Below are 18,253 nucleotides of genomic sequence, written 5' to 3' on the forward strand. Positions count from 1 at the left end.
GTCCTTTGGCAATATAACGGTAAAATCATGCGTTATTTTAAGATCTAGTTTAATACTTCCAGCAGGGATAAACACTAAAAGTCTAAAAACACCCGAAAAACGGGTGCTATTTTAAACGATAAATTTTACTTGGTCTTCCTCGAGAAGAATAAGATTCCTCACCAATGATTTCTGCTAAATCAACTTCACATAAACTTACTACAATACGCCGTGCATTGCTTTCATCCCAATAGAGATGCGTTGTTAAATCTTTTATTGTAAAATCGTTCAGTTTCAATCTGTTAACTAAAGCATATAATTTATTATAATTTTTCACACTTATTTTGGCTTTTTTTAGTTTTTCCATAAAATCCTTGTCATCTATCCGGTAAGAAAAACGTAATTCTTCCTCTTCACCCGCAGACTCGATCATTGTTCCGTCCTCTTGTACAATGACGATGCCCTTCTCTGACTTTTCTTTTGAAAGTTGGATGGCACGCTGAGCGTTTATTTCTGCTGAGTGAAGTGTTTGACCATATCCAATTCCTACGGTTACAGTAGCATTGGATTCATTTGACAACAGAAAGACAGTATCTTTTAAATCTTTGATTTTGGATTCAATTGTACCCCGTGTACTAAAGATAAAGTAACGGCCGTTTCCCTTCTCAACTAATGACCCCTCCAATTGTTCGCAAAATCTAAGAAGAGTTTCTTTTAGTTTTATCTCTAAAAATTGTAGATGGTACGAGCTTTTAGCTTTCTCAAATATTTTCTCAAAATGTTCAATTTCAATAATTTGAACACCAATTTGGGTGTCTCTAAAGTAAAAAGTTCTCGATTTTTCTGCAAGAATTCTTAATGATTGGCGAATTTCCATATCAGTTGTAGATATTCGATAGGTTGGTAGTCCTGCTTCTTTTAAATTTAGATATACAGCCTCGAAGCAAGTTATTGCACCTTCCGTTTTTCCGGCTTTCCACAAATCAAGATGGAATGCAATTAATTCTTCCGTGCTTGAATTAACATTGAAGTTTTTTATATACATTTCTTTTGGAGTAATATCAATTTGTTTTAACGCCTGCTCTAAATGGGTTGTAGTTATTTCATCGATGCTTACTTTACTTAAAAATTCCTTTTGGAAATATCCCATATGCAAAAGGCTTTTATAGATGCCTGATTCAGTATGATGAATATATAATAGGTTTTCCCCTATTCCCACAGTATTTTTTGCAACCATATATGAAATTTGGCCTGAAAAAAACCAGACATCCACATTTTTATTGAATTCCAAAACGATTTTTTCAGTTTCTCTGAAATCCTCATATGGGTAGGCTTTAAATTCCATGATCGACTCATATTCTTTACCTAAATTAATAATGCGCTCAACTGATGAATTAGGACCAACTACCCCAATTTTATACATATTTTTCTCCTTAGTTCAAAAACTTAATTACTTTAATCTTATCTTTAAAATGAGAGAAATTAAAGTTTAATCCTTCTTCTATTGGAAAAACATTTATCACAAGACATTGTATCTCTTGATTTAAAGGGGAGTTTGATTATGTGTTTTTAAAAAATATAAAGAGCTATTAGCATAGGTCGTACTTATCCTCTATGCAATAGCTCTTAAATTGGAAAAAACTAGATTATTTTAACAAGTTCACCTTAATGCCTTTATTTAATATATTTTGATAATCAATAAAGTTATATAAGTCCCCTTCAAGTAATGGATTTAAGCTCTTCAATTCGTCTAGAGTCAACTCTTCTATTGCTTTATTATGATCTTCACAATAAATGACAATAGAACCAACGATACTGTGGGCATCTCTGAACGCAACCCCTTTGCTAACTAAATAATCAGCGACTTCTGTTGCATTGAGAAAGCCATATTTTACAGCTTTTTTCATATTTTCAGTATTCACCTTCATGGTAGAAATCATATTGGACATAATTTCTAGACAAGACAAAACTGTATCCAATGCATCAAAAAATGGTTCTTTATCTTCCTGCATATCTTTATTATAAGCCAATGGTAACCCTTTCATAGTTGTTAAAAGTGAAGTAAGAGAACCATATACTCTTCCTGTTTTTCCTCTTATAAGCTCTGCTGCATCAGGATTTTTCTTTTGAGGCATAATGCTACTACCTGTAGAATATGCGTCATCAATACTAATAAATTTAAACTCTTGACTGCTCCATAAAATCAGTTCTTCACTTAATCTGCTTAAATGCATCATGATGATCGAAAAACTAGACATTAACTCTAATAGGTAATCTCTATCACTAACACCATCGAGGAAATTGTTTATAGGTTTTGAAAATCCTAACTCCTCTGCTGTCATTTCTCGGTCTATAACATGAGTTGTCCCTGCCAATGCTCCACACCCCAGTGGACTTTCGTTCAAAATTTCAATTGCATTAAGAACTCTTTTTCTGTCCCTATCCAGCATATTAAAGTAGGCCATTAAGTGGTGCTTAAGAGTTACTACTTGAGCTCGCTGTAGATGGGTGTATCCGGGCATAATCACATTGTTTGCTTTTGCCTTTTCTTCCAGGTTATTTTGAAGTTCTTCAATATACTCAATCACTTCTAACGCCTTATTTTTAGCGTAAAGCCTGATATCTAAAGCAACTTGATCATTTCGACTTCTTGCTGTATGGAGTTTTTTTGCTGTTTCACCTATTCGTTCTGTTAATGTTGCTTCAACAAAACTATGAATATCTTCAAAATCCCCTTCGATCACTAATGTTCCGCTCTCGATATCTTCCAATATAGAAAGAAGTGACTTAATAATACTTTCTCCTTCTTCCTTGGTAAGCAATTCACATTTCACAAGCATATTTACATGTGCAATACTCCCTTTAATATCTTCAGAATAAAGTCTCATATCAACATGAAGAGAACTATTAAAGTCCTCCATTAATTTATTTTCTTCTTTTCTAAAACGTCCACCCCAAAGCTTCATAACCATTTCTCCTTTTGTAAAATGAAGTTGCATTTAATTGTTATCCATATCCAGCAATTCTTGAACATTCCCCTTTTTCCGCATGTACCAGACTCCGTTATAAACAGCAAAATAGTAAAAAACGAATCCTATTATTGCCACGATGTAAGACATAAATGGCTCTGGAATAATACCCTTACCACCAAAATTTCCGATTGATGATATCCCAACGAGCATCAGAATATAAATGACGAGATAGATCCCACCAATAATTTCCATCGATTTATGTTTATTGATAAAATGAGTAATTAAATATCCAACAATTCCAATTGCTAATCCCCAAATTGCAAGTTGAACCCTACTCCAATTTGTCCAATAAATAAGTAGAGTGGCAAATACAAAGGCTAAAGGAGCAATAAAATTCATGCCTGGGATACCGTTGTCTTTTGTCAAACCAACCTTACGAAACACCATTACTGTGACACATGCTGAGGCGTATTTAAAAATCCCAATTGCTCCAACGATTGCTACAATTGCGGTCCAACTCTTTAAAGGGAACAAGAAAAGTAACCCAATGAGGAAGTTGAGAGTGAGTGCACGTGTTGGGACTCCAAATCTTTTATTAATAGTTCCGAAATAAGAAGGAAGGAATCCACTCTTCGCCATTCCAAAAACATGTCTTGAAGTTCCAGCTGTATAAGCAAGCGCCGATCCAGTTGGGGAAATCATTGCGTCCGCTGTAATGGTCCAGGACAGCCAAACCATATTCGCCATAAGTGCTAAATTCGCAAATGGAGAGTCAAATTTAATTCCACTCCAACCATTAGCTAGCATTTCGGGCGGTACGGCACCTATAAAAACGATTTGAAGTAAAACATATAAAATTGCCGAGACTGACAGCGATGTGATAAGAGCAAGCGGAATATTCCGTCTTGGGTTTACCACCTCGCCACTCATCATTACCACATTCCCGAATCCTGTATAGGCAAAAAATATACCACTAGTTAAGATTGCGCTTAATCCTGCGCCATATCCATTAGGGGCAAACCCATGACTTGTATAATTCTCTTCATGAAACCCTGTCATAAAAAAAGCAATGATGGTTAGGACAGGTACTATAAATTTAATCGTGGTAATAATGGTATTCGTGACAGCAAATAATTTCACTCCAAAATAGTTCACCACAACAAAGAACACCATTAAAACAGTCGATGCTAGAATTCCTGTTGTCGTTAGTTGCTCCTTAGATATATCATATAGGCCTGGCCAGAACTCATTAGCGTATTGAATAACTCCCGATGATTCAACGGGTGCAGTGGCACAGTAGCCAAGCCAAATCGAATAACTAGTCACTGTAGCAAGCAATTTCCCATGGGAATAAAGGGGATAACGACCTAAACCACCTGTTTCTGGCCTTACCCTTGCTAATTCAGCATAAACAAGAGCTATTAGAGTAATGACGAATGCAGCAATAACCCAAGACATAATAGCAGCTGGCCCAGCCATTTTTGCCGTATTCCATGGTCCAAAAAGCCAACTTGATCCAATAATTCCTCCAAGAGATAATGCAGTAAGTGACCAAAAGCCCATTTTCTTTTTCAAATATCGTTCTTGATTCATGAAATTCCCTCTCTCTTAATGGGGTATATTATTATTTGCAAACATGGATAGCTTAGTACTGTACCTAAAATAATTAGCTCCTTTCAAATTTTTAAGGTAATACTTCGGGAAGCTGACTTTACCTAATGGATGGAACAAAATCCAAACGAACAACCAGGAATTAGCTTAGCCAAAAAGGATTAGCTCAATTGTAGATTTATTTTAAGGTCAAAAAAACGTAATTACCTTAAATTGATTTTATTTGAATCGTTTGCATTTTGCAATATTATTTTTTGAAAATTCACAACACACATACGAAAGGAGTTGATTCACTGAGTTAAGGCATGCATCACCCACTTCATGCGGGCCCATTTGCATAAGTAAACAATCCACCCCAAACGAAAAAGGGCTTATGTTTTTTTACAAACGAGCCCAAAAATTTCATTCTGGAGGAGTTATGAAATTTTAACTAGATGGTTATGTGGGAAGACCTCATTAAGGGCACTTTTTACATTCAAAAGGCCGCCAATTGGCGGCCTTCTTATCCAAAATACATTGATTTTCTTACTCCCCTGCCCCGTTAGTTCCATAGGAAAAAGAGCTGCCGAAGCAACTCTCTTATTGAAGTAAGGACCCGTTATTTGAATGGGATTTTCAAAAAGCCCTTTGTTTTGTATTGTTCGGGTCAATTGTCTTAATTTTTTTAATGAAATAATAATGTTTGTAGAGGGCGAGCACTATCAATAAGATTTTCACTAACAGGATGTCCACATAAAATACAGAAATTACGATGAAGAAATCGGCAATTATATTGATTCTGATTTTCTCTTTTCGAGTCATACCTTTTTTTTGCAAGAATGCTACAACGTATTTTTCATATAATGAGGTGCGTTTGAACCAATTTTCAATCGTCTTGGAACTTTTAGCAAAGCAAAAAGCAGCAAATAAGTAAAACGGACCGCCCGGCAGAACTGGTAACACAGTCCCTGCAATACCTATCAAAAGAGATATGGACCCAAGAAGAAAAAATAGGAAACTTTTTACTTTTTTAATTGTAATCACCTTTTTATTTATATTCTATCTCCTTATAACATAAAGAGGAAGTCTAATTGATTCAACGTCATTGATTAATATCTTCCCTTTTTCTTTTTGAACTACCCTGCCCTCGTTATAAATAAAAAATGCATAAACAGGATTTCTTATCCATTCATTCATACAGCATAGTTACGACCCCAGCATATTCTGACAAATTTTCTTTGGAAATATCCAATGTCTTAACTTCGGTTGTTCGCTGTCCGGAAATCTGAAGAAACTTATCTACCTTTGAAAACATCAGGCCAACAACCGGCAATGCCTTAGTTCTATAGTGCATGGGAATTGTAATAGTGGATTTCAATTGACGCATCACTTGAGCAGCTTCTATTGCATTAATCGTGAATGTACCTCCTACAGGAAGGATGAGAATATCTACTTTTCCAATTTCATTTACTTGTTCTTCTGATAATATATGCCCTAAATCTCCACAGTGACAGATAGTTAGTCCATCCATTTGGAAAAGATATAAAATATTGGGGCCTCTCTTCTCGCCATTTACCTTATCGTGAAATGTCTTAAATCCACTAATTCTTACATCTTCGCGGATGTATTCCTTCGGCTCATTAACAAGCAAGTATTCACCTGTTGCAGCTTGAATTTTATTGTGATCGAAATGATTATGTGTAACGGCAACTATATCTGGTTCAACACTCGGCATACGGTAACGGATGAAGCGATAATATGGATCGATAAGAATCCTGGTTCCACTTTCGGATGTTAGTAAAAAGGCAGAATGTCCAAACCATTTTATTTTCATACTAAAATTCTCCTTATTGATTCAAAATTATTAAAATCAAGCAACTTTTAAGGAACCCCGGACCTACAGTTCAATATTTATTCCATTTATTATTATTCTATTATTCATGTAATAGTCCTTCTACACCTAATCTGTCCCTTTTATTCCATAAGAAAAGCGATCCTCATTAAAGAATCGCGCCCAATTGTGAAAAAACATTACATTTTAAAATCTTTTCATTAAAACGCAGGCGGGGTAACTGAAAATAATACAGCTGCATTCTGACTAAAATTATTTTCCCATTTATGTTTGAAATTTGCTGGTATTTTCACACTATCACCAGCTTCCAATATATATTCTTCTTCACCTAAATACAGCTTGATTTTCCCTTCCAAAATAAATGCTACTTCCTCTCCTCTATGTTCTATAGGGCTTTCTGACGAGGAAATATTCGGAGGAACTTTCATAATCGCTGTTGCCAAATTACCCGTAAAATCAGGTGACAATAACTCATAAGACAAATTATCAATGATCATTTTCTTACGTTTACTGGACCTAACGATTAAATCCTCCGTAATCGTTTCTTCAAGCAAAAAACTAAATGTTGGAACATTCAAGGTTTTAGCTAAGACCTTTAAGGTTTGAATAGAAGGATTCGCCAAACCTCTTTCAATCTGGCTTAACATTGAAGGTGTAATTTCAGCTAATTTTGCTAACTCTCTACTACTCAATCCTTTAGCTTTTCTATATTTTTCAACTTTCTTGCCAATATCTATATTTTCCATAACTGCTACTCCTTAACGACTTATTAAATCACACTTAAATAAAATTAATATAAATTAACATCGAGATGATTGTGTGTTAAACTGTACTAAATTTTATTTAATTATAATTTACCAAACAATTTGTTACAAGAAAATGAGGAGGATCAAACAGATGAAAGAGATTGAAAGCAAAGAATTACAATCATGGAAAGACAAATATCCTTTATTAAATAAGCTCATTTCGACGGAAGAAGTATTTTGGCTCAATCCAAATGTCGAAAAATTTCAAACAGGAATTAAAAAATCCCCCCTTACTCAAGAAGATGTAAGAGATGCAGAGGAAAGGTTGAAACGTTTTGCTCCATATATCGCCAAAGTTTTCCCTGAGACAAAAGGAACGAACGGAATCATAGAATCACCTTTAGTGAGAATTCCTGCCATGAAGCAGTCCTTGGAACAGGATCATCAACAACCTATATTAGGAGAATTATTACTAAAATGTGATAGTCACCTTCCTATATCAGGATCCATTAAAGCAAGAGGCGGGATTTATGAAATTCTCAAACATGCGGAAGAACTAGCTTTCCAACATCAATTGTTAACAATTCAAGATGATTATTCGATTTTAGATAGTGATAGGTTCCGAACCCTTTTCTCAAAATATTCAATCGCAGTAGGCTCGACTGGAAATTTAGGACTTAGTATTGGCATCATCAGTGCAAAGTTAGGTTTTAACGTTTCCGTTCATATGTCAGCTGATGCAAAACAGTGGAAAAAAGACTTGCTTAGAAGCAAAAATGTCAATGTCATTGAATATGAAGCTGATTATAGTAAAGCTGTAGAGGAAGGCCGAATCCAAGCAGATAGTGACCCAACATGTTATTTTGTGGATGATGAAAATTCTCACGACCTATTTTTAGGATATGGAGTGGCTGCATCCCGTTTGAAGAAACAATTAGAAGAGCTAGAGATAATTGTAGATGAAAATCATCCTTTGTTTGTTTACCTTCCATGTGGAGTAGGTGGTGGTCCTGGAGGCGTAGCTTTTGGCTTGAAATTATTGTATCAAGACCATATTCACTGTTTCTTTGCAGAACCTACCCACTCGCCATGCATGCTTCTCGGTTTAATGACTGGACTTCATGATAAAGTTTCTGTACAAGATGTTGGCATCGATAATGTAACAGACGCGGATGGACTTGCTGTTGGAAAGCCATCCGGGTTTGTCGGTAAAACGATGGAACCCTTTTTAAGCGGCAATTATACGGTCAGCGATGAACAGTTATATAAATTGCTAAAAGAACTAGTCGATACAGAAGGGATCCATTTAGAACCTTCAGCACTAGCAGGCATGATAGGACCAAGTAAATTATGTAAAGAGGGCATTGATTATTTACAGAAGCATCATTTAACGGAAAAGATGAGTAATGGTACACATATTATTTGGGGGACTGGCGGTAGCATGGTTCCTGAAGAAATGATGAAGCAATATTATCAAAAAGGGTTGAAAATAGCGTTAGAGAAACAGAAGTAATTTACGTGGCTATAAAACAAAAAAGAGTGTAGGCAAAAGGAATTCTATCTATATGTTAAAACAAAGTTGATTGGAACGGAAGGTTCGAGATTCCTGCTGGAAAAGCGCGTGCCCTTTGTTCCAATCAACGTTCGAATTTTCCTCAAAAAACTGTACTGTAGACTGCAGGAATGCTAGCCTTCCCCTTTAGTTGCATAAGAAAAATCTGCCTATATGACAGATCTGATTAACTGCTATTGCACCTGAACGTTTGATGGAGTGTCAGAACCCTCCCAACAATCACATAGGAATGTACCCTTTTGTTAGATATACAAATATCATAACGGGAATAAAGCTAAAGACCATAAATAAATTGCTAAAAGCTATTAATCTATTATTTGAATAAGAGCCTAATATTACTCCAATTGGGTTAAGAACAAATGTTAACATCCCATAAGATTCTTCCATTTTAAAGACCAAATAAGGTATCCAAGAAACAATTCCACAGAGTAAAAGTGTAACAGATAGCCAAAAGTAGATCTTTGTTTTTGGATTGACTCGACTCAATTATTCCAACGCCTTTCAAAACAACAATACCCTAATCTTAACATAGTTTCCAAATAAAGTTGCCAGGTTTCCCTGCCCCTTTAACTCCATAAGAAAAAGAGCTGCTAAAGCAACTCCCTTATTTTTGCGTGGGTGATCGAATCCTTCTTGTTTTAGAGCGAGTAACATTCTACGAATTTATACGTTACCCCATTTAAATTTCCTACACGGTATACGAACTACTTATGTTTATACGTTTTGTCTATGCTTGAATTAAAGTGTGACAATAATCGGACCATTTTTAGTAAGGATAATCGTATGTTCCAATTGAGCTACATAGCTTTTTTCTGTTGCATAGGTCCATTCGTCTTCTTTTTGGAATACTTCTTCTTCAAAGGTTGAGATAAATGGTTCGAATGCGATAACCATCCCTTCCTTTAATAGTTCATTATCCCATGGATCATTATAATTACAAATATGGTCAGGTGCTTCGTGTATTCTACGTCCAACACCATGTCCTGTAAGGTTTTTGATAACAGTGAATCCATGCTGTCTCGCTGTTTCGAATACTGCTTTTCCGATTCTGCTTTTTTTGGAACCTGGTTTTGCTTTCTTAAGACCTGCTTCAAATGCCTTTTTAGCAACGTCGCATAATTTCGTTAATACTTCGTCACCCTTCCCTACTACAAATGAGATTCCTGTATCTGCGAAATAACCGTTCTTTGAAGCAGATACATCTATATTCACTAGATCCCCTTCATGAATAACCCGAAGACCTGGAATACCATGTGCCACTTCTTCATTAGTGCTAATGCAAGTATAGCCAGGAAAATCATATTCACCTTTTGGAGCTGAAACTGCACCTGCCTTTTCTAAAAGTTCTCCGGCTATATCATCAAGTTCTTTGGTCGTTATCCCTGGAATTGTTCTTTGTACCAATTCATCTCTAATGGAGGCAACAATTTTGCCAATTTCCTTCAAACCATTAAAATCCTCTTCTGTTTTTGCAATCATTTTTTCCTACCTCAAATCGTTTATAGTCTATAATCCATAAGCTAAATAAGTATTAATTGTACCTTTATTTTCTCGCAAAATAAAAGCAATGTAAATGATTTGGTACAATACCCCTTTTTTCACAAAGTTACCAACGTTCAAAATATATATTATTGGAGATTCCTTTGCTAAACAATCTGGCCCAATTGTTGAACAAAGAACAAACAGCAATCTTTAGCTCCATAAGAAAAAGCTGTCTTGAGGACAGCTCTGAACAATAACTATTGAACTGCTTAATCTTGTTCATCAAGTTCAATAAAATAATGATCCTTACGGTATGACACTGCCTCCATGGTTGCAATCAGGTTTTCCTCATGAAAGACGTCTATTCGATAAAATCCTGTCCGATAGTTTCGTTTAATTTCCGTTGCAAGGGCTACTATCTTGTCTCCGGGTTTAGCTGATTCAATAAACTGGATGGTTGTCGAGAGGCCTAATGATGTTTTGCCATATGCATTACAGGCTACTGAAAAAGCATGATCTGCTAAAGCATAAATGACTGCCCCGTGAACCGTTCCATATGCATTTACCATAGTGCTTTGCACTTCTAAAGTTGCTTCTGCAGTACCTGCCTCGAATTTCGTTAACTGAATGCCTAACGACTGAGCATACGGATCGTTTTTCACATGCGCATGAATTTGTTCATAGTGTTTTTCATGAATTTGATATTCATCAATTTTTTTCTTCACCATTACCTACCCCTTTTCAGTACCATCGATATCAGTAATTGTGACGTGTATTGGAAGTGCTAATTATTATCCATTTAAAAAACCAATTGCACCAACATCATGTAGACAATCGTTCCCCCCGCTATGGAAAGGAGCATCATTTTCTTCCAAATGTGAAGCAGGGCAACTACCGCTATCGCCATAAATTCAGGGATGCCGTGACTTCCGGATTGTAAGCTTACATCCTTTAAACAATAAATGACCAAAAGCCCAATTACCGCGGATGGCAGTATTTTACCGAGATACTGTACATACTTCGGTGTGGGTTTACCTGATGGGAAAACGATGAATGGAAGAAACCTTGTAAGCATTGTGCCAAGAACAACCATTGCTATTGTAATGATTTGCTGTGTTAAATCCATTGTCATATGGTCTTGACCTCAACTTTCTCTAATGGCTTTCTAAGTAAGGTGAGTACCCCCAAAATTGAAAACATAGCAGGGATGATGAAATTGCTTCCGCCAAAAATAATAAGACAGACTGCTGACAGTCCAAGCCCTGTGAGGGCACTATGATGGTTTTTCTCTTTCATCCACTGTTCAATGAAAATGACTACAAAGAGAGCCGTCATAACAAAATCGAGTCCTTCTGTGTTGAATTTGACAAGGGATCCAAAAATGCCGCCAATCGCCGATCCTATCACCCAATAGGAATGATTGAGCAATGTCACGAAGAACATGAACCAGCCCTTGTCTACATTATTCGGAACATCAACGGTACAATTGATGGAAAAAGACTCATCGCAAAGCCCAAAAATCAGATACAGCTTTTTCTTCCCGGTCCCCCTGTACTTATCCAGCATGGAAATGCCATAAAACAAATGCCGTGCATTCACCATTAAAGTTAGAAAAAGGGCGTTAATCGGATTGAATGCGACAAGCAATAAATTGGCTGCAATAAACTCCATTGATCCTGCAAATATTGTTAGACTCATCAATATCGGGTAAATCGCACTGAAGCCTAATGAATTCATAAAGATTCCATAAGCGATGCCTAAAAATAAAAAGCCTGCAAAAATGGGCATTGTGTACGGAAAGGCTGCACGAAATGCAGTTAGCATTTGAGTTCTTTTTTTCATATATTTCACATCCTGATGGCTAAATTTATTTAAATTTAACATACAAAATCCGTACAAAAAACAAGTTAATTGTATGGATTACAATTTAAAAAATACCCCCATTTCATCAAAATGTGGGTACCGATAGATATTCCTTTATATAAATCATCCCGTTTCATTATTAGAATTCCATACAAAAAATGATATGATTGTATGGAATAAGATCGTTGAGGTGAAGTATGCCAGTAAATTCATTTGACAATTATCCAATGTCTTGGAAACCTGATAAGAAAGCATTAAAGCGTCCTTTTTATAAATCTCTTGCATCATTACTTGAACAAGATATAACAAATGGCTTTTTAGCACCTGGAACAAAGTTGCCACCGCAACGAGAATTGGCAGATTTTCTTGATTTAAACTTCACCACCATTACCCGCTCCTACAAAATATGCGAGGCAAAGGGATTAATATATGCCGTTACGGGAAGCGGAACCTTTGTGGCTCCCAATGCCACTCGTTCTATAACCATTTCCGCGGATAAAACGGCAAACAGCATTGATCTTGGCTTTGTGGCATCTTTTGAGCAAACCAATGATATTGTATCAGAAACTATTCAAAAAACTGTGAACAAAAGTTATTTGGAGCAGCTGCTGAATTACAACGATCCGACTGGTATTCCACATCAAAAAACAGCAGCCCTAAACTGGATGGAATCTTTCGGCATTCACGCGGATCAAGAGCATATGGCAATCGTTTCCGGTGCCCAAAATGCATTGGCAGTTGCCTTGGCTGCATTGTTTGAGCCTGGTAATAGAATTGCAACCGACTTATACACATATTCAAACTTCATCGAGTTGGCAAAGATGTTCCATATTAAGTTAGTGCCCATTCCCGGAGACCAGTTCGGAATGCTGCCGGACGAACTTGAAAAGCAGTGTTGTCAAATAAATATTAACGGCATTTTTCTGATGCCCTCTTGCAACAATCCAACCACAATCATGATGTCAGATATTCGAAAGCAAGAAGTAGCTGCGGTCATCCGTAAGCATCGTTTAATTTTGATTGAGGATGATATCCATGCATTTCTGACGGCAGGCATTATCTCCGATTACCGGCAGCCTATGTACCATTTGCTTCCAGAACAGAGCGTTTATATTTGCGGCACCTCTAAGTCAATATGTTCTGGATTAAGGGTTGCCTATATGGTCTATGGGGATGTATTGCGCGAGAAAATTTCCCAGGCCATTTTCAACATAAATGTAAAGACCTCTTCTTTTGATGCAGAGGTTATTACAGAGCTTATCCTATCAGGAAAGGCTCATGAAATTGTTTCTCAAAAGAAACAGCTTTCACAGACTGCAAATGATATTTATTCGGAATATTTTCCTTTAAGAAAGGATGTTGGACATCCTCTCAGTCTTTATCGTTGGCTTCCAATCCATGGACATAACGATGCATTACAGCTGGAAACGGATCTGAAAAGGCGCGGTATTCGAGTTTTTCATTCCAATCGTTTCCAAAGCGGGCAGACCACCCCTGATATGTACTTGCGTATTGCATTATCTTCTACAAACTCATTTGATGAGCTAAAAATAGGATTGGACATATTAAAACAGTATCTCAACTGATTCAAAGATCGAAAAATCGAATCTTTTAAAAAAACGTTCCAGGTGATTTCAGAAATCCACTCCCTTTCCGCCGACTGTCTGCCAAGCCCGGACCGCCCGCGGAAAGCGAGTGCCTGAAGTGGAAATCAAATTTTATAACCGTCATAAAGTAAAGTGAATGTCCCACCATGATAGCAATAGTAATTTTCAGCTTTAAGATCTTTAATCTTTCTTAAAGACTGTTCTGCTTCCTCGACATTTAAACAAAATTGTGGATTAGCAATGCCCAATTCATGATTCTCTTTAACAGCTGCATCACCTGATATTACACTATTTAAACTTGGAAAATATAATGAAATATGCCCTGAAGTATGCCCTGGTGTTGCTACTACTCTACATTCGTTATCTAAAATCAAATCACCATCATGTACCTTTTCATCAATTGAAACATGCTTCAATTTCTTTAATTGTTGTATAAACCATTTACCGAATTCGATATCTTGATTTGGCATATTTTCAAGCATTCCTTCGGCTTGAACCAATCTCTCTGACTTCATTTCACCACTAATATATTTTGATTCTAATTCACTAGCTATAATGTTAATCAAAGGATACTTTTCCTTAAAATCATATAAGGAACCTATATGATCAATATCATAATGAGTAATGATTATATTCTTTAAATTCTTCAATTCATAACCATTCTTTAAAATTTCATATTCAATTAAAGGTAAAAAATCAGGATAACCTGTATCGACCAAAGTTAGTTCATTTTTCCTTATAATCAAGCTAGGATTAATGTAGTTTTTTTGCCCATTAAATTCAAATTCAATTGGCAGTTCTATTATCTTCATTTCCTCATCCAACCTCCCGTTTGTGATAACCGAATATTATATATATTATCCAACTATTAATTTTAACAAAATCTCCCTTTAATTGCGTAACAAAAAGGGCGATGCAACGACCTAGTTATTGAAGTAAAGAACCTGTTAGTTCAAAAAGAAACCCTGTATGGAAACAAAGAAAAGAAACAATGAGACAACAACGCACCCCAAAAATACTCCTTTTCTATCTTTTTGAAATTCGGCTAATCCCATTACTAACATAAGTGCGCACAAGAACAACATAGAATACGGCATCAACTCGAAATTTCTAGTAATTAGTTGATAGGCTGATAAAGCAAGAACGATTATTACTAAGATGAGTTTAACTATTTTCAAGAATATTTCCCCTTAAGTACTATTTTTTTAAATCATACCAGTTAACACCTCTTCATTGTGTAGAAAATGGAATTTCCTTCATTCACTAACCCACTTTTCTGCAATAAAAAGCCGATTGGTTTTTTAATAAAACCAATCGGCTGTAAGGGCTTTTAATTTAATTGATTGTTTACGCATTTACTGCTTTACGGGCCTGGCTTTCATGTACTTTTTTCATTGCGAATCTTGCTATCGGCTGTGCGATCAAAGCTTCAACCCAAAATGCGATGAAAAAGTTACGCGGCCAATCATAAAAGAACGTTTGAATCGGTTCCAAACTAATTTCTCCCATGCCAATCCAAGATCCGATAACCGTCAGTAAAATGGACAGGATGGTTACGCTGAATAATATCGTGAATAACACTCTTGCATTAAAACCGTCCGTAGGTTCAATAAACTTTTGTACGAGTTTATTAACAAGTGGATTTACAACAAGTGGTACCAATAAAATGACACAAATCCAAACAAATGGAATTACTTGTAACGTTTCAAAATACACTTCTTTACTGAATCCGAATTTAAATCCCATAATAAGAAATGCGATAATGTTGACTGAAAGTATTGATATAATCGCTAAGAATAATACAAAGTCTTTTCCATTTCGCGGTAATCTTGTTTCTTCGTGCATATGATCATCTCCACTAAAAATATTTCAGATGGCAGACGTATCGTGAGACATATATTTTTGGTCAATAAAAACGACCAATATCTCTACACACTGATATAACAATTTTAGCACCCTTTTTTGATGAAATTCAAGGCTTTGTTTTACCCATCCTGCCCCGCGTTTTTTCCGAAAAAAACTGCCGCAGCAACCTACCTACTGCAAACAAAACACGAGACAGCTCATATAACCTCAGTTAATTACAAGGATAACTGATATTCCTTTAGTTAAAAAGCACAAGAAAATATCTGAAATTTCACACTTTTTCTAATGATTCCTAAATACGAAACCTGTATACTTTTCTCATGTTAGTTTTCATTACATCATCAGACATATCATATAACACTACGAAGGGGAGTTGAGTGTAAATTGTCTACATATCTAGAAAGACAAGTTTTAGAAGAGGCGGAGTTCCACCATGCTGCGGATTTGGATGAATCTCTGAAGCCGAGGTCAAAAGAAGATAGGACGGTTGGCCCGATATCCTATACATTCATGTGGATTGGAGACGGCGTCAATTTAGGGAATATGACACTGGGGGCCAGCTTGGTCGTAGCGGGAACCGCAACGTTGAATATCATACAGACATTTGCTGCAGCAGCCATTGCCATCGCCATCATTTCCGTGATATTTGCTTTAAATGATAGGATTGGATACAGGACGGGCATCCCCTATGTTGTTCAGCTCAGAATGTCCTTCGGAATGAAAGGCTCCATCATATCATCACTTTTGCGTGGAATTCCGGCTATCATTTGGTACGGATTTCAAAGTTGGATCGGCGGTACCGCTTTAAATGAAATCGTGAAGGTCATTACGGGTGGTGCTTTTGATAATGCCGTCATTTGCTTTGTCGTGATTCAATTGGTGCAAATTGTACTTTCGCTGTATGGCTTCCATGCCATCAAATGGGTGGAAATGCTTGCATCCATCGTTATCATGTTAGCGCTAGTCTATGTATTTGGCATTCTGCTTACATCACATAGCGAGGTCATCGCGGAAAAATGGGTGCACGCTGAAGGCTCATGGGGCTTGCCGTTCTTTGCTTTCATCATGATGTTTTTAGGAAATTATGCAGCTATCTTTTTAAGCGCAGGGGACTATTCAAGAGAGCTTAAGTCTGGCATAAGTGATGCAAAACGAGGTTTTTTGTACTTTTCGCCCATTTCACTGGCATACGGCTTCGTACTGACAATCGGTGTAATGCTCGCGTCCGCTACCGGCATTTCCAATCCCGTTAAGGCGTTTGCCATTGTGGTGGATAATCCTTATATCACAGTAGGCGTTTCGGCATTTATCGTAATAGGTGCAATTGCGGTAAATATGGTTGCCAATATTATTCCGCCAACATATGTCATTACTTTGCTTACAAAGTTGAAATATAAGGTTGCCGTTATCATAACCGGAATTCTTGCTTTTTGCTCATTCCCTTGGGTGCTTGTACAGGATTCTTCGGCGAAGGGCCTTGGTTTGTTCATTCTGATTTATTCCGCATTTTTAGGTCCGATCGTTTCGATTTTATTAGTCGAATATTATATATTAAGAAAGCAAAAAATGAATGTTGCCGATTTGTACAGAGAAGACGGGCCATTTGCAGGATATAATCCATGCGCGCTGCTCGCCATGCTTATCGGCGCCGGCGCTGCCTTTATAAAAGTCGAGCTGGCCTGGATCATCGGCGTTGTCGTGGCAGGCATTGCCTATATTTTCCTGATGAAGTTTGCCTTTAAGGGTTCAAGATTCAAAAAGGGGACGATCTTCGAGAATGAGTTTTGACTTATTGAAAGGGATACTAGGTAGGTAGTATCCCTTTTTAAGTAAGGCTGGTTCATGAAATATATGTCTGGCCATTTTTGTAAGTGAATGCATGGTTTCCTTCTTTTTTCAACAAAACCGGCAAATACTGCGCAGCCATCTCAGCAATTCCGAGATTAAGCGGGTGAAGTATCCAATCAATGGATTTCCAATCAAGAATGCCTTCCCGCGTTTTTTTCGGTGTTTCATATATAAAATCCTCATCCGCCATATACAAATATACATATATTCCATCCAATTCACCTTCTGGAGTTACCCAGGTAACCGTTCCTTTAGAAAAAAAGGTCTCTACCTCTATGCCCGTTTCCTCAAATACCTCACGCTGTGCTCCTATATCAGGTGTTTCACCTTTCTCGATTTTGCCCCCCACCCCGTTCCAAACACCCATAATAGGAGCTTTCTCCCGGTTAAGCATGAGTAGTTCATTATTCTTCTTAACAAAACAAACCGTATACTTAAACATTTTTCAAAGTGACCCCTTTATCTTCAATTAACCACATGGCCGTGTACTGTTTTACTCGTGAATTTCCCACTATATTTCGGTCTATATAAGTAGGAAAGATCTTAACCAAACATTTTAATACAATTTGTCCACTAATAAAAACTTTAGCTTTTCTCAACATTAACAATGAATAAAGAATCCGTAAACGCTCTCCGCCAATGTATGAATGCACTCCCCATTAGTTCCAATTCTTCTATTTTCAGCGCATTTACTCGTGAATTCGAGCGATATATACCTGAGTTTGCGCTGTTTACTAGTGAATTCGCATTTTACTCGTGAATTTCCGCTATTTACTCGTGAGTTTTGCTGTTTTACTCGTGAATTTACATTGTTTACTCGTAAGTTTTGCTGTTTTACTCGTGAATTCGTTTTTTTATCATTGCCGCATAAAGAA

General features: G+C 36.7%; 17 protein-coding genes. 3 read left to right on the forward strand and 14 right to left on the reverse strand.

Annotation, left to right across the window (positions count from 1 at the left end; genetic code table 11):
• Nucleotides 1–106: 106 nt before the first annotated feature.
• From AC3ISB_RS22625 to AC3ISB_RS22650, 6 genes are all read right to left on the reverse strand, one after another.
• Entirely contained in the window at nucleotides 107–1,402 is a 1,296-nt protein-coding gene (locus AC3ISB_RS22625) for a hypothetical protein (protein WP_489274429.1), read from the reverse strand.
• Between the two features lie 223 nt (nucleotides 1,403–1,625).
• Entirely contained in the window at nucleotides 1,626–2,945 is a 1,320-nt protein-coding gene (gene argH, locus AC3ISB_RS22630; protein ID WP_489274431.1) for an argininosuccinate lyase, read from the reverse strand.
• 33 nt (nucleotides 2,946–2,978) lie between these two features.
• Nucleotides 2,979–4,544 (reverse strand): APC family permease, encoded by a 1,566-nt coding sequence (locus tag AC3ISB_RS22635; RefSeq protein WP_141992282.1) that lies wholly within the window; start codon nucleotides 4,542–4,544, stop codon nucleotides 2,979–2,981.
• A 633-nt stretch (nucleotides 4,545–5,177) separates the two neighbouring features.
• The gene (locus AC3ISB_RS22640) at nucleotides 5,178–5,585 is read right to left on the reverse strand and encodes a YbaN family protein (RefSeq protein ID WP_286178541.1); all 408 of its coding nucleotides are present in this window, start codon (nucleotides 5,583–5,585) and stop codon (nucleotides 5,178–5,180) included.
• 145 nt (nucleotides 5,586–5,730) lie between these two features.
• Nucleotides 5,731–6,375 (reverse strand): MBL fold metallo-hydrolase, encoded by a 645-nt coding sequence (locus AC3ISB_RS22645; protein ID WP_489274434.1) that lies wholly within the window; start codon nucleotides 6,373–6,375, stop codon nucleotides 5,731–5,733.
• Nucleotides 6,376–6,593: 218 nt separating this feature from the next.
• Nucleotides 6,594–7,139, reverse strand: coding sequence for a helix-turn-helix domain-containing protein (locus AC3ISB_RS22650; protein WP_141992280.1), 546 nt, complete (start codon nucleotides 7,137–7,139; stop codon nucleotides 6,594–6,596).
• A gap of 151 nt (nucleotides 7,140–7,290) precedes the next feature.
• Between AC3ISB_RS22650 and dsdA the strand changes: the two genes are divergently transcribed.
• Nucleotides 7,291–8,652: a D-serine ammonia-lyase gene (dsdA, locus tag AC3ISB_RS22655; RefSeq protein ID WP_489274436.1), complete on the forward strand. Its 1,362-nt coding sequence runs from the start codon at nucleotides 7,291–7,293 to the stop codon at nucleotides 8,650–8,652.
• A gap of 798 nt (nucleotides 8,653–9,450) precedes the next feature.
• Here dsdA and map read toward each other — a convergent pair.
• From map to azlC, 4 genes are all read right to left on the reverse strand, one after another.
• Entirely contained in the window at nucleotides 9,451–10,191 is a 741-nt protein-coding gene (gene map / locus AC3ISB_RS22660; RefSeq protein WP_480339620.1) for a type I methionyl aminopeptidase, read from the reverse strand.
• Between the two features lie 272 nt (nucleotides 10,192–10,463).
• Nucleotides 10,464–10,922 carry a PaaI family thioesterase gene (locus tag AC3ISB_RS22665; RefSeq protein ID WP_286178540.1) on the reverse strand — a complete coding sequence of 153 codons (459 nt, stop codon included), beginning with the start codon at nucleotides 10,920–10,922 and terminating at the stop codon, nucleotides 10,464–10,466.
• Between the two features lie 71 nt (nucleotides 10,923–10,993).
• Nucleotides 10,994–11,326: an AzlD domain-containing protein gene (locus tag AC3ISB_RS22670; protein ID WP_141992276.1), complete on the reverse strand. Its 333-nt coding sequence runs from the start codon at nucleotides 11,324–11,326 to the stop codon at nucleotides 10,994–10,996.
• A complete protein-coding gene (azlC, locus tag AC3ISB_RS22675; protein ID WP_141992275.1) occupies nucleotides 11,323–12,078 on the reverse strand; it encodes an azaleucine resistance protein AzlC in 756 nt (251 codons plus the stop codon). The genes AC3ISB_RS22670 and azlC overlap by 4 nt, the downstream gene beginning before the upstream one ends.
• 176 nt (nucleotides 12,079–12,254) lie before the next feature.
• Here azlC and AC3ISB_RS22680 point away from each other — a divergent pair, with 176 nt between their 5' ends.
• The gene (locus tag AC3ISB_RS22680) at nucleotides 12,255–13,643 is read left to right on the forward strand and encodes an aminotransferase-like domain-containing protein (protein ID WP_489274439.1); all 1,389 of its coding nucleotides are present in this window, start codon (nucleotides 12,255–12,257) and stop codon (nucleotides 13,641–13,643) included.
• Nucleotides 13,644–13,768: 125 nt separating this feature from the next.
• Here AC3ISB_RS22680 and AC3ISB_RS22685 read toward each other — a convergent pair whose 3' ends face one another.
• The 3 genes from AC3ISB_RS22685 to AC3ISB_RS22695 all read right to left on the reverse strand — a co-directional run bounded on the left by AC3ISB_RS22685 (nucleotide 13,769) and on the right by AC3ISB_RS22695 (nucleotide 15,509).
• The gene (locus tag AC3ISB_RS22685; protein WP_489274441.1) at nucleotides 13,769–14,476 is read right to left on the reverse strand and encodes an MBL fold metallo-hydrolase; all 708 of its coding nucleotides are present in this window, start codon (nucleotides 14,474–14,476) and stop codon (nucleotides 13,769–13,771) included.
• A gap of 135 nt (nucleotides 14,477–14,611) precedes the next feature.
• Entirely contained in the window at nucleotides 14,612–14,761 is a 150-nt protein-coding gene (locus tag AC3ISB_RS22690) for a DUF3953 domain-containing protein (protein WP_489277010.1), read from the reverse strand.
• A 250-nt stretch (nucleotides 14,762–15,011) separates the two neighbouring features.
• Nucleotides 15,012–15,509, reverse strand: coding sequence for a hypothetical protein (locus AC3ISB_RS22695; protein WP_489274443.1), 498 nt, complete (start codon nucleotides 15,507–15,509; stop codon nucleotides 15,012–15,014).
• A 405-nt stretch (nucleotides 15,510–15,914) separates the two neighbouring features.
• Here AC3ISB_RS22695 and AC3ISB_RS22700 point away from each other — a divergent pair, with 405 nt between their 5' ends.
• Nucleotides 15,915–17,318, forward strand: a complete 1,404-nt coding sequence (locus AC3ISB_RS22700; RefSeq protein ID WP_489274445.1) for an NCS1 family transporter — start codon at nucleotides 15,915–15,917, stop codon at nucleotides 17,316–17,318.
• Between the two features lie 52 nt (nucleotides 17,319–17,370).
• Here the strand turns inward: AC3ISB_RS22700 and AC3ISB_RS22705 are convergent, their stop codons facing one another.
• Nucleotides 17,371–17,820 carry an NUDIX hydrolase gene (locus AC3ISB_RS22705; protein WP_489274447.1) on the reverse strand — a complete coding sequence of 150 codons (450 nt, stop codon included), beginning with the start codon at nucleotides 17,818–17,820 and terminating at the stop codon, nucleotides 17,371–17,373.
• Between the last annotated feature and the right edge of the window lie 433 nt (nucleotides 17,821–18,253).

The sequence above is a fragment of the Peribacillus sp. GL_122 genome (assembly GCF_057835005.1).

Excerpts from the sequence above, each read along its gene's own strand:
- AC3ISB_RS22690 (WP_489277010.1), bottom strand. The coding sequence starts at position 14,761 with ATGCCGTATTCTATGTTGTTCTTGTGCGCACTTATGTTAGTAATGGGA.
- argH (WP_489274431.1), bottom strand. The coding sequence starts at position 2,945 with ATGAAGCTTTGGGGTGGACGTTTTAGAAAAGAAGAAAATAAATTAATG.
- map (WP_480339620.1), bottom strand. The coding sequence starts at position 10,191 with ATGATTGCAAAAACAGAAGAGGATTTTAATGGTTTGAAGGAAATTGGC.
- AC3ISB_RS22645 (WP_489274434.1), bottom strand. The coding sequence starts at position 6,375 with ATGAAAATAAAATGGTTTGGACATTCTGCCTTTTTACTAACATCCGAA.
- AC3ISB_RS22680 (WP_489274439.1), top strand. The coding sequence starts at position 12,255 with ATGCCAGTAAATTCATTTGACAATTATCCAATGTCTTGGAAACCTGAT.
- AC3ISB_RS22705 (WP_489274447.1), bottom strand. The coding sequence starts at position 17,820 with ATGTTTAAGTATACGGTTTGTTTTGTTAAGAAGAATAATGAACTACTC.
- azlC (WP_141992275.1), bottom strand. The coding sequence starts at position 12,078 with ATGTTAAATTTAAATAAATTTAGCCATCAGGATGTGAAATATATGAAA.
- AC3ISB_RS22695 (WP_489274443.1), bottom strand. The coding sequence starts at position 15,509 with ATGCACGAAGAAACAAGATTACCGCGAAATGGAAAAGACTTTGTATTA.
- AC3ISB_RS22665 (WP_286178540.1), bottom strand. The coding sequence starts at position 10,922 with ATGGTGAAGAAAAAAATTGATGAATATCAAATTCATGAAAAACACTAT.
- AC3ISB_RS22625 (WP_489274429.1), bottom strand. The coding sequence starts at position 1,402 with ATGTATAAAATTGGGGTAGTTGGTCCTAATTCATCAGTTGAGCGCATT.
- AC3ISB_RS22685 (WP_489274441.1), bottom strand. The coding sequence starts at position 14,476 with ATGAAGATAATAGAACTGCCAATTGAATTTGAATTTAATGGGCAAAAA.
- AC3ISB_RS22670 (WP_141992276.1), bottom strand. The coding sequence starts at position 11,326 with ATGACAATGGATTTAACACAGCAAATCATTACAATAGCAATGGTTGTT.
- AC3ISB_RS22650 (WP_141992280.1), bottom strand. The coding sequence starts at position 7,139 with ATGGAAAATATAGATATTGGCAAGAAAGTTGAAAAATATAGAAAAGCT.
- AC3ISB_RS22635 (WP_141992282.1), bottom strand. The coding sequence starts at position 4,544 with ATGAATCAAGAACGATATTTGAAAAAGAAAATGGGCTTTTGGTCACTT.
- dsdA (WP_489274436.1), top strand. The coding sequence starts at position 7,291 with ATGAAAGAGATTGAAAGCAAAGAATTACAATCATGGAAAGACAAATAT.